This window comes from Streptomyces klenkii, assembly GCF_003626645.1.
GTDB lineage: Bacteria > Actinomycetota > Actinomycetes > Streptomycetales > Streptomycetaceae > Streptomyces > Streptomyces klenkii.
Window position 1 is genome coordinate 312,228 of record NZ_RBAM01000001.1, and the last position, 10,170, is coordinate 322,397.

The window sequence follows — 10,170 nt, forward strand, 5'->3', positions numbered from 1 at the left end:
AAGCGATGCGTGCCCGCGACAAGGCCGCGGTGAGTGCCCTGCGGTCCGCACTCGCCGCGCTGGACAATGCCGAAGCGGTACCCGTGGGCGAAGCCGAGCTCCGCGGCGTGGCTCTTGAGCATGCGCCGGTCGGGGCCGGCGCCACGGAGGCGGCCCGGCGTGAGCTGAGCGAGGACCATGTGGTCGATGTCGTGCGCGCCGAGGCCGCCGAACGACTGGAGGCCGCGGAGCAGTTGAGCGCGCCCGCCCATGCCGGCCGCTCCGCACAACTCCGCGCGGAGGCCGCCGTACTGCTGCGTTTTCTCGACGGCCCCGGCACCACCGCGCAGGACTCGGTGCCGCATCGCCCCTGAACCAAACGCCGGTGACCGGCCGCCGCGGCGGCCGGTCACCGAAGCCGTGCGGCTAGGACTGCTTCCTCCGCACGATCATCATCTTCTTCGTGTTGCGGCTCTGGAGCATGGCGTCCCGCGCCTTGCGCTGGACGTATTCCTTCTGCCCCGGCTGAAGGTACTTCTCCGCCAGGCTGTGATCGACCAGAATGCCGGCCATAGTCGACGGGGCCGGACGATTGTTGATCTGGACCTGGACGTTCTGGAAGTCCGGCGGCGGGGCCTGGCGGTCGAGACGGACGTTCTGGTAGGTCTTCACGTTGCTCTTCGGAGGACCCCACAGATCCGCGTAGTCAATCTTGCTGACGATGACCGTGCAGTCGTTAATGATGGTGTTGTTGACCTGAGGGTACGGAGAGATGTCCAGGCCCGGGACGATCTCCACCTCGAATTGCCTTCCCGCCAGGTCCGTCTCAGCGGCCTCGCTCCCGATCGGCTCCACGGTCTCCGGATCCACCGGCACGCCTTCTTGAGTCATCCTGCGTCCTGCCTCCTCGAACGGCCGTCGACACCACGCGGGGCCCCTCGGGTCCCGTCGTCGAAGTGCTGCGCGAGTCAGCCTTTCGTGCCGTCGCCGTCGGGCGGCAGGGCGCCAACCGGCCATGCCGGTAATCGCGCCATTCGCAGGGGGTCGTTCTCGGGCGGACCGTGCCTTTCTCAGGCGGGGAGGGCGTCGACTGTGGAGACAACCGTGCCGAACAGGTCGGTGATGGTGGTGAGGGCCGCGGCCCGGAGGGCGGCGGCGGGCAGGACGGTGCCGTCGGGCGTCGTGAGGGCGCGAGTGGCGGTGGCCTCGGCGACGACAGTGGGGCGGTAGCCGAGGTTGAACGCGCCCTGGGCGGTGTAGTTGACACACATGTGGGTCATGAAGCCGCCGATGACCAGGTTCTTTCCGCTGCCCGGGGCGGCGCCCAGGCCGGTCAGGGTCTTCTCCAGTTCGGTGAGGTGGAAGGCATTGGGGAACTGCTTGACCACGACCGCCTCGCCGTCCGCCGGGGCGACCTCGTCGCTGATGGCGCCGATGCGGGCACGGATGTCGTACGGGGTGTTCTCGCCGCCGTCGTTGATGACATGGACGACCGGTATGCCCGCGGCGCGGGCACGCTCCAGGAGGCGGGCACCGGCCGCGAGGGCCTCCTCGGCGCCTTCCAAGGCCATCACACCAGTGCGGTAGGTGTTCTGATAGTCGATCAGGAGGAGGACGGAATCGCTCAGCTTGGGCGGCCGGCTGTCCAGGCCGATGACGTCGCGCAGGGTCGTGGAGGGCAGGCTGTTGCTCATCGGGTGCCTTTCATCAGGGCATGATGCGTAAAGGAAATACGTAAAGGGACTACGTAAGGGAATTTCGTAACGGAATTTCGTAACGGAGTTACGGGTCGGGTCAGCTGTTCCGGGTGCGGAAGCGGCGCCGGTACGCCGCGGGAGTCGTGGCCAGCTGCCGCCTGAACGCCCGGTGCAGGGTCTCCACCGAGCCGAGCCCGGCCGCGGCCGCGACCTGGTCGAGCGGGCCGTCGGTGGTCTCCAGCAGGCGCCGGGCCACCTCGACCCGGGCGGCTTCGACGTACGCGGCGGGGCTGACGCCGGTCTCCTGTTTGAAGACGCGGGCGAAGTGCCGCTCGCTCAGGCACATCCGGGCCGCCAGCACCTCCGCGGACAGGTCTCCGTAGAGGTGGTCGGCGATCCACAGCCGCAGTTCGTCGATGTCGCGGCGGGCGGAGGCGGGCCGGCTGAGCGGTACGGAAAACTGGCTCTGCCCGCCCTGCCGCTTGAGGTACATCACCAGCTGCCGGGCCACCGCCAGCGCGACGTCCTCGCCCAGGTCCTCGGCCACCAGGGCGAGCGCGAGGTCCAGACAGGCGCTGATGCCGGCGCCGGTCCACAGCCGGCCGCGGTCGGTCCGGACGAAGATGGGGTCCGGGTCGACCGTGACGGCCGGGTGCTCGGCGGCGAGCTGGGCGGCGGTCGACCAGTGCGTCGTCGCCGTCTTCCCGTCCAGCAGCCCGGCCGCCGCCAGCACGTGCGCGCCCACGCACACCGACGCCACCCGCCGGGCGTGCGCGGCGGTGTCCTTCACCCAGGCCACGACGTCGGCGTCGATCCGTGCGACGGGGCCGTCGCCGGTCATGTCGACCGCGCCGGGCACCAGGAGGGTGTCCACGTGCCCGCCGACCTCGCCGAAGGCCAGATCGGCCAGCAGCCGCACACCGGCCGAGGTCCGCACCTCGCCGGCGGCCGGCCCGGCGAGGCGGACCCGGTATCCGGCGCGGCCCGCGGTCTCCCGGTTGGCCAGCGCGAAGACCTCGGCCGGGCCGGTGACATCGAGGAGGTCGACATCGGGGAAGACCGCGATGACGACACGGTGCGAATGGGGCATGACCCCATCCTCACCGCCGCCACCGATGGCCGCAATGACGGTTATCTGTCACATCCGGACGCTGCCTCCCTCCTGACGTCACCCCCGGCCGTCACATACGCCGAGCGCTCGGAAACATCGCCTTCACGTTCGAGGCGGCGGCAGGAAATACGGCCTGCCTAGCGTTCCCGGTGGCCGGCTGCGAAGCCGTTGCAGCCACAGCACGCCCAGGAGACGACATGAGCAGCACCGAGCGACGACTGCGAGAACCCGCCGGCCGTGAAGAGCGTGCGGAGCGTGAAGAGTCTCCGCAGGCCGGGGCCGACGCCGCGGCCCGGGAGACCCTGGAGGACTACACCCTCCGTTTCGCCCCGCGCAGTTACCGCCGCTGGACTCCGATGGTCGTGGCGACCACCGCGATGGGCGGGATCGCGTACCTGGCGGACTTCTCGATCGGCGCCGGCATCGGCCTCACCCACGGAACCGGGAACGCGCTGGCCGCGATCCTCCTCGCCGCCGTGGTCATCTTCGTCACCGGCTTCCCGCTCGCCTACTACGGCGCGCGCTACAACATCGACCTGGACCTGATCACCCGCGGCTCCGGGTTCGGCTACTACGGCTCGGTCCTGACCAGCGTCATCTTCGCCAGCTTCACGTTCATCTTCTTCGCCCTCGAAGGGTCCATCATGGCGCAGGGGCTGAAGCTGGGCCTGGGGCTGCCGCTGTGGCTGGGCTATCTGGTCTCGACGTTCATGGTGATCCCCCTGGTGGTCTACGGGATGAAGGCGCTGAGCAAGCTTCAGGTGTGGACGACGCCCATCTGGTTGCTGCTGATGGTGGGTCCGCTGGTCTATCTGGTGGTCACCGACCCGGGCACGGTGGACCACTGGCTGTCCTACGCCGGCACGGACGGGCAGGACGGGCACGGTGGGCAGAGCGGGCTGAACACGGCCTCCGTGCTGCTGGGCTCCGGCGTCTGCCTGTCGCTGATCGCCCAGATCGGCGAACAGATCGACTACTTGCGCTTCATGCCGCCCCGCACGGACGGCAACCGCCGCGCCTGGTGGACGGCCGTCGTGGTAGCCGGTCCGGGCTGGGTCGTGCTGGGCGCGCTGAAGCAGGCGATCGGGGTCTTCCTCGCCGTCTACGTCATCGCCTCCGTGGGGCCGGCGGCCGCGGCGGAGCCCATTCAGCAGTTCAAGGCGGCCTTCGACGCGATGATGCCGTCCTGGCTGGTCGTCCCGCTCGCCGTGGCGCTGGTCGTGATCAGCCAGATCAAGATCAACGTGACGAACGCCTACTCCGGCTCGCTGGCCTGGACGAACTCCTTCACCCGGCTGACCGGGCGCTACCCGGGACGCATGGTGTTCGTCCTGCTCAACCTGGCCTTCGCGCTCACGCTGATGGAGGCCGACATGTTCAGCTTCCTCAACCGCGTCCTGAGCTTCTACTCCAACTGCGCCATCGCCTGGGTCGTCACCGTCGCCACCGACATCATGGTGAACAAGTACGTGCTGAAACTCTCCCCGCACGCACCCGAATTCCGGCGCGGCATGCTCTACGCCGTCAACCCCGTGGGCACCGTCGCCTTCGTCGCCGCCTCCGGCCTGTCGATCGCCACGTACTTCCACGCCCTGGGCGACACGCTCCAGCCGTACTCCCCGGTCGTGGCCGCCCTGATCGCCTTCGTCCTCACCCCGCTGATGGCCGTCCTGACCAAGGGGCGCTACTACCTGCGCCGCACCACGGACGGGATCGACGAACCCCTCCTCGACGCGGACGGCAACCCGAGCGCCACGCTCTACGAGTGCCACGTGTGCCGGCAGGAGTTCGAGCGCCCGGACGTGGCCGCCTGCCGCACCCACGACGCGGTGGTCTGCTCCCTGTGCCTGAGCACCGACCGGATCGGCGATCACGTGCTCCCCGCGTCCGTGTGACAGCGGCCGCCGGCGGATCCCCGTACGTGGCGTCAGTCCGCCGAGCGGCCGCTCAGCGCGGCGCGCGCCGCCGTGACCATGGCCGTGATCCCGGTCGGCAGGGCGAGGCGGGGGCTCGGGGCGAAGAGAGGAGAGTGGTTCGGCGGGAGGGCGGCGAGTTTATCGGCGGCGGTGGTGCCCGGGGCGGCCGCCCACTGGCGGGGGCCGGCCGTGCCGAGCATCCAGTACGCCGTGGGCACGCCGTCCGGCGCGAGGAGCGGGAAGTCCTCGGTGGCCATGGACGGCGGCCAGCCCGTGACGCGGGCCTCGCCGAAGGCCGACGTGTGGGCCTCCCGGACGGCCGCCGTGAGCCGCGGGTCGGGATGGTTGACGGGAGAGCGGGAGGCGAGGGAGATCTCCGGCGGCACCGGGCAGCCCGAGGCGTCGCTCTCCGCGCGGACGATCCGGTGCACGGCCGTCACCACCCGGTCCAGGGCGGCGTCGGAGAAACCGCGGACGGTGAGGCTGATCTCGGCGCGGTCGGGGATGACGTTGCCCCGGGTGCCCGCGTGCAGACGGCCGACGCTCAGGACGACTTGTTCGGCGGGCGCCGTCTCGGCAGCGACGACGCCTTGCAGACGCAGCACCACCGCCGCTGCGGTCACCACCGGGTCGACGGCCAGGTGAGGCATCGCTGCGTGGCCGCCGCGGCCGTGGAAGACGACGTCGAGGGAGACGCTGCCCGCGGTCGTGGGGCCCGCGCCGTGGGCGACCATGCCCGCGGGCAGGGGTGCGGCGTGCTGGGCCAGTACGGCGTCGGGCCGGCCGAACCGGTCGTGGAGCCCGTCGTCGAGCATGGCCCGCGCGCCGCTCAGCGTCTCCTCCGCGGGCTGCCCGACGACCACCACCGTCCCCCGCCACAGCCCCCGCTCCCCGGCGAGCACACTTGCCGCGCCCGCGGCCGCCGCGAGGTGGAGATCGTGCCCGCAGGCGTGCATCACCGGCACCGGGGAGCTCACCCGGCTCGCGTACGGCAGGCCGGTGCGCTCCTGGACGGGCAGGGCGTCGAGTTCGGCGCGCAGCATGACCAGCGGCCCTTCGCCGTTCTCCAGCAGGCCGACGACACCGTGCCCTCCGACGCCCGTCGTCACCCGGTAGCCGGCCCGGGCCAGCCAGTCCGCGAAACGGGCCGCCGTACGCGCTTCCTCCCCGGAGAGCTCGGGGTGGGCGTGCAGGTCGACGTAGAGGGTGGTGACGTCCTTGAGGAGGGGGTACGGGAGTACGGACACGGGGCCGGTGCGCCTTTCAGGTTGGTCGGATGAGTCGCGCCAGTGGCGTCGGCTGTCACGGCCCACTGACACCTGCTGTAAGCGGCTTGCACAGTGATCTGTCAGCGGGCCCTGCTGGACTGATGGGGCAAGAAACGGACGTACAGCCGGTTTATCGGCCGTACACGACAGCACAAGGAGACGCCCATGGCTCAGCAGGCCGAACTCGCCACCCTCGCCCAGGAGATCCTGGAGCTGGAGTCGGAGACGTTCGAGATCTCGGACTACTCGGACGCGAGCGAGGTCGTCCTCGCCGGTTCCACCAGCTCCAGCTCCACGAGCACCTGCTCCAGCACCACCAGCACCACCAGCTGCTCCGCCTAACACCCCATCAGCAGGCGATGCAGCCGCCCGGCGTGTACGGCCGGGCACCGGAAGCCCTCGTTCCCGCCCTGACCGAGGGCTTCCGGCGCGTCATCTCCGGCGCGTCACCATGGGGAACGACACTCACGGGAACGGGTGCGGCACCCGCCTGATCTCCTCCTCCCGCAGATCCGCCGACCGCCATCCCGCCCGCCGGAAGGCCGTCCGCAGCCGGTCCATGCCCAGGACCCGCTGCCGGTCCCAGCCGAAGTCGATGGGGACCAGCCCGGGCACCACCGTCGAGACGGTGCACAGCCCCATGCGCTCCTGCTCCGGGGACGTCTGGTCGACGACGATCACGTCGAAGCCGGCGCCCGTCAGCTCGTCGCGGCACAGCAGCAGGTCGTCCAGGAGATCGCCCGTTGCGGGCCGCCGCCGCTGCCACCCCTCGTAGAGCTCCGCCACCGGCCGTACGCACACCGGCTCCAGGTACTCGCGCGCGTGCCGCGCCATCCGGGGCAGGCCGTACAGCCGGGCGTGGTGGGTGAGTTCCCGTACGAGGGAGAAGTCGTCGGCCATGGCCTCCAGCGCGGTGCGGTGCTCGGCCACCTGCCGGTCCAGGTGCGGCAGGTACGTGAGCACCTCGGACAGCGCCGCCTCCACCGCCTCCTCCGGGTCCAGGCGGGCGCCCGCCGCGAAGGAGAGCGTGCCGGGCCCGCCGTCGCGGCGCACGGCGACGGCGGTCACCACGGGCACGGCGAGGTCGACGCGGTTGTCGAAGGCGTGGACGTCGTAGCCCTGGAGCGCCGCGCGGTCGGCCATGGCCCGGACCGCGCCGCCGCGGCACGACGCCAGGTCGATGCCGGTGAGGCGGGCCCGCCCGTACCAGCCGAGCAGGAACGCGTCCCGCTCGATGAGCTCCAGCAGCCCGAACAGGACGGCCTCCTCCAGGCAGCTTCCGGTGGCGCAGCCGTTGGAGCTCTCGAACACGAAGTTGTCGCTGTCGCGGCCCGCGCCGTAGTGGACCGCCCGCTGGGGAACCAGCACTGTGCGGTCGTCGCGCAGGGAGTACCCCCGCACCCAGGGGACGGGCCGTGCGGGGTCGAACGGCGCGAGCATCGGGTCGGTGCGGTAGACCTCGGGTGCGTACGTGCCGCAGGTGCGCGGGTCGACGGCCCGGTCCTGCACGTCGTCGTAGGCGGCGACGAGCGGTTCGCCCCGGTGGCGGCGGTGGATGCCCGCGTACCGTTCGAGCCCCTCCAGGTACGCGAGCGTCCGGCTGGCGGCGAAGGAGTTGGCCTGGCCGCTCCAGGTGACGTCGGACAGACCCGCGTACGTCCGGACGAAGACGCTGCCCGCGACCGGAGAGGTCGTGGGAGAGGCGACGTTGAGCCAGGTCCCCTCGCCGAGCGCACCGCACACGGGGTTGGCGAGGGCTCCTTGCGGCAGCGGGTACGAGCTCGCCGGCCGCAGCCGGGACGCGCCGGGGCCGGGCTTCGGCCGCGCGACGAGCTCCGGCGGGGCGTACGGGCCGGGGAGCGGGCCGCACGCGGGGCACAGCGGGTCGCCGAGCAGCGGCAGCGTGGTGACCCGCAGGGTGGCCAGGTCGACGCGCGTGACCTGGGGCAGCGGGAGGTCGGCGGGGGTGTGCCACTCGCCACCGGGCCGGCCGGCTGCGGCAGACCGACCTGCTGCACCGGGCCGGCCCGCTCCGGCCGGGCGCCCGGAGAGCAGGACCGCTTCGTACACGCTCCAGACCGCGTCCACGGCGTGGCCGGGCAGCACGGGCCACGGGCCCGCCGCGGTCATGTCCGTGCCCACTTCGAGCGCGTCGCGCTCGGAGCGCGAACGCAGCCGCTGCCAGCGCCGCGCGAGACACCCGCCGCACGCCGCGGGGGCGTCCTCGTGCGCGCCCCACGGGCCGATCAGCGCCGCCTGTGCGGTCAGGTGCACAGCGGCGCGGGGGCGCAGCGCGCCGTACGGGTCCGCGTCCGGCCGGAAGGCGTCGGCCGCGCCCACGGGGACGACGATGGGCGCCGGGCGGCCGGAAGCGCGCCCCGAAGCCAGGAAGCGCTCGGTGAGCGCCTCCTGGAGCAACCGGCTCGCCTCGGCCATGGGATCGGTGACGAGCGGGGTCGCGGTCGCGGTCGTCGCGGCGCTCATGACGCGTTGCTCCAGCGGAAGGTCTTCACCGCGATCGCGCCGAAGACCAGGGCGAAGAGGGCCAGCCCCCCGCACGCCACCGCGGTGGAGGCGAGGTCGGCGCGCCCGGAGACCGCACGCGATATGCCGTCGTTGAGGTAGTGCAGGGGCAGCACTTTGGACGCGGTCCGGAGCCAGGACGGCATCGCGTCCAGGGGGTAGAACGCCCCGGACAGGAACGCCATCGGCACCATGACGCAGTTGGCGACGGCCGCGACGGCCTCCGGCGTGTCGGCGCGCGAGCCGATCACCATGCCGATAGCGAGGAACGCGGTGATGCCGCTCACCAGGACCGGCAGGGCCCACGGCCACGTGGCGTCCACGTGCAGCCCGAAGAGCGGCAGCAGGGCCACGCCGATGAACAGCACCGCCTGCACGGCCCCGATGGCCAGGGCGATGACGTACCGCGAGGCGAGCACCGAGCCGAGCGGGGCGGGCGTCAGCCGGATCAGGCGCAGCAGGTCGTCGCGGCGCCACTGCATCAGCGTGAACGCCACCCCGAAGACGGCCGCGTTGCCCACGCCCCACGACAGGACGCCGGGAGCGATGTAGTCGATGTAGCCGCGGCCGCTCTGCTCCACCGTCTTGCCGCGGAAGATCAGCCCGAAGACGACCAGGAAGATCAGGGGGAAGGCGAAGGTGAAGAAGACGGTGGTCCGGTCGCGGACCGAGGCCCGGTAACTCGCCCTGGTCAGTGCGGTGTAGGCGCTCATGCGTGCTGCTCCGTTCCGGCGAGCTCGCCCGTGAGCTCCAGGTAGACGTCCTCCAGGGTGGCGGTGCGGGTGCGGATGCCGTCGAGGCCGACGTCCGCGCCGAGGGCCGCCAGCAGCGGCCCCGCCGACCGGGTCTCGATGACCACCGAGCCGCCCTCGGCGGTGACCCGGTCGGCGCCCGCGAAGGCCCGCGCCCGCTCCACCGTGAGCCGCCCGGCCGGCACCAGCAGCCGGGTCGGGGCCTGCGCTGCGCCGACCAGCCGGTCCGGGCTGTCGAGCGCCACGACCCGGCCCGCGACGATGATGGCCACCCGGTCGCACAGCGCCTCGGCCTCGTCCAGGTGGTGGGTCGTGTAGACGATGGTGCGGCCCTCGCTCTTGAGCGCGCGCAGCACCTGCCACAGGGCGCGGCGCGCCTGCGGGTCGAGGGCCGCGGTCGGCTCGTCGAGGAAGATCAGCTCCGGGCCGTGCACGAGCGCGGAGGCGATGGCGAGCCGCTGCCGCTGACCGCCGGAGAGGACGTCGACGCGCACGTTCCGCTGCTCGGACAGCCCGACGAGCGCCAGGGTGCGTGCCACCCCGGCGGGGTCAGAGCCGTAGAGCGCCGCGACGGTCGCGAGGTGCTCGCGCGCCGTCAGCCGGGTGAAGAACGCCGACGTCTGGGTCTGCACGCCCATGCGCGGCAGCAGGGCGAGGTTGCGGGGCCAGGGGGAGGAGCCCAGGACCGAGACGCTGCCCGCGTCGGCCCGGCGCAGCCCCTCCATGATCTCCACGAGCGTCGTCTTGCCCGCGCCGTTCGGCCCGAGCACGCCGAAGAACTCGCCGCGCTCCACGGTCAGGGAGATCCCGTCCACGGCCTGCTTGTCGCCGTAGCGCTTGCGTACGCCGTCCAGCACCAGGGCGGGGGAGGCCGCGGGTGCGGGCGGTTCGTTGTCTGTCATCGTTCCTCAGTTCTTCTTGCGT

General features: G+C 72.0%; 10 protein-coding genes. 3 read left to right on the top strand and 7 right to left on the bottom strand.

Annotated elements, in window-relative coordinates; genetic code table 11:
• Positions 1 to 5: 5 nt before the first annotated feature.
• Positions 6 to 353: a GatB/YqeY domain-containing protein gene (locus D7231_RS00965; RefSeq protein WP_120752959.1), complete on the top strand. Its 348-nt coding sequence runs from the start codon at positions 6 to 8 to the stop codon at positions 351 to 353.
• 52 nt (positions 354 to 405) lie between these two features.
• Here the strand turns inward: D7231_RS00965 and D7231_RS00970 are convergent, their stop codons facing one another.
• The 3 genes from D7231_RS00970 to D7231_RS00980 all read right to left on the bottom strand — a co-directional run bounded on the left by D7231_RS00970 (position 406) and on the right by D7231_RS00980 (position 2,766).
• Positions 406 to 870, bottom strand: a complete 465-nt coding sequence (locus D7231_RS00970; RefSeq protein WP_120752960.1) for a hypothetical protein — start codon at positions 868 to 870, stop codon at positions 406 to 408.
• A 179-nt stretch (positions 871 to 1,049) separates the two neighbouring features.
• Entirely contained in the window at positions 1,050 to 1,673 is a 624-nt protein-coding gene (locus D7231_RS00975) for an isochorismatase family protein (RefSeq protein WP_120752961.1), read from the bottom strand.
• 100 nt (positions 1,674 to 1,773) lie between these two features.
• The gene (locus D7231_RS00980; RefSeq protein WP_120752962.1) at positions 1,774 to 2,766 is read right to left on the bottom strand and encodes a GlxA family transcriptional regulator; all 993 of its coding nucleotides are present in this window, start codon (positions 2,764 to 2,766) and stop codon (positions 1,774 to 1,776) included.
• A gap of 218 nt (positions 2,767 to 2,984) precedes the next feature.
• On the opposite strand from D7231_RS00980, the gene D7231_RS00985 reads away from it, so the two are divergent.
• The gene (locus D7231_RS00985; RefSeq protein WP_120752963.1) at positions 2,985 to 4,682 is read left to right on the top strand and encodes a purine-cytosine permease family protein; all 1,698 of its coding nucleotides are present in this window, start codon (positions 2,985 to 2,987) and stop codon (positions 4,680 to 4,682) included.
• Positions 4,683 to 4,714: 32 nt separating this feature from the next.
• Here D7231_RS00985 and D7231_RS00990 read toward each other — a convergent pair whose 3' ends face one another.
• Positions 4,715 to 5,950 (bottom strand): amidohydrolase, encoded by a 1,236-nt coding sequence (locus tag D7231_RS00990; RefSeq protein WP_120752964.1) that lies wholly within the window; start codon positions 5,948 to 5,950, stop codon positions 4,715 to 4,717.
• 186 nt (positions 5,951 to 6,136) lie between these two features.
• Here D7231_RS00990 and D7231_RS00995 point away from each other — a divergent pair, with 186 nt between their 5' ends.
• The gene (locus D7231_RS00995; protein WP_058043691.1) at positions 6,137 to 6,313 is read left to right on the top strand and encodes a thiazolylpeptide-type bacteriocin; all 177 of its coding nucleotides are present in this window, start codon (positions 6,137 to 6,139) and stop codon (positions 6,311 to 6,313) included.
• Positions 6,314 to 6,436: 123 nt separating this feature from the next.
• Here D7231_RS00995 and D7231_RS01000 read toward each other — a convergent pair whose 3' ends face one another.
• Genes D7231_RS01000 through D7231_RS01010 form a run of 3 tightly spaced genes read right to left on the bottom strand, consistent with a single transcriptional unit; the run spans position 6,437 to position 10,148 of the window.
• The gene (locus D7231_RS01000; RefSeq protein WP_120752965.1) at positions 6,437 to 8,455 is read right to left on the bottom strand and encodes a YcaO-like family protein; all 2,019 of its coding nucleotides are present in this window, start codon (positions 8,453 to 8,455) and stop codon (positions 6,437 to 6,439) included.
• Positions 8,452 to 9,207 (bottom strand): ABC transporter permease, encoded by a 756-nt coding sequence (locus D7231_RS01005; RefSeq protein WP_120752966.1) that lies wholly within the window; start codon positions 9,205 to 9,207, stop codon positions 8,452 to 8,454. Before D7231_RS01005 ends, D7231_RS01000 begins: the two co-directional genes overlap by 4 nt.
• Positions 9,204 to 10,148, bottom strand: coding sequence for an ABC transporter ATP-binding protein (locus tag D7231_RS01010; RefSeq protein ID WP_120752967.1), 945 nt, complete (start codon positions 10,146 to 10,148; stop codon positions 9,204 to 9,206). The genes D7231_RS01005 and D7231_RS01010 overlap by 4 nt, the downstream gene beginning before the upstream one ends.
• Positions 10,149 to 10,170: the final 22 nt, after the last annotated feature.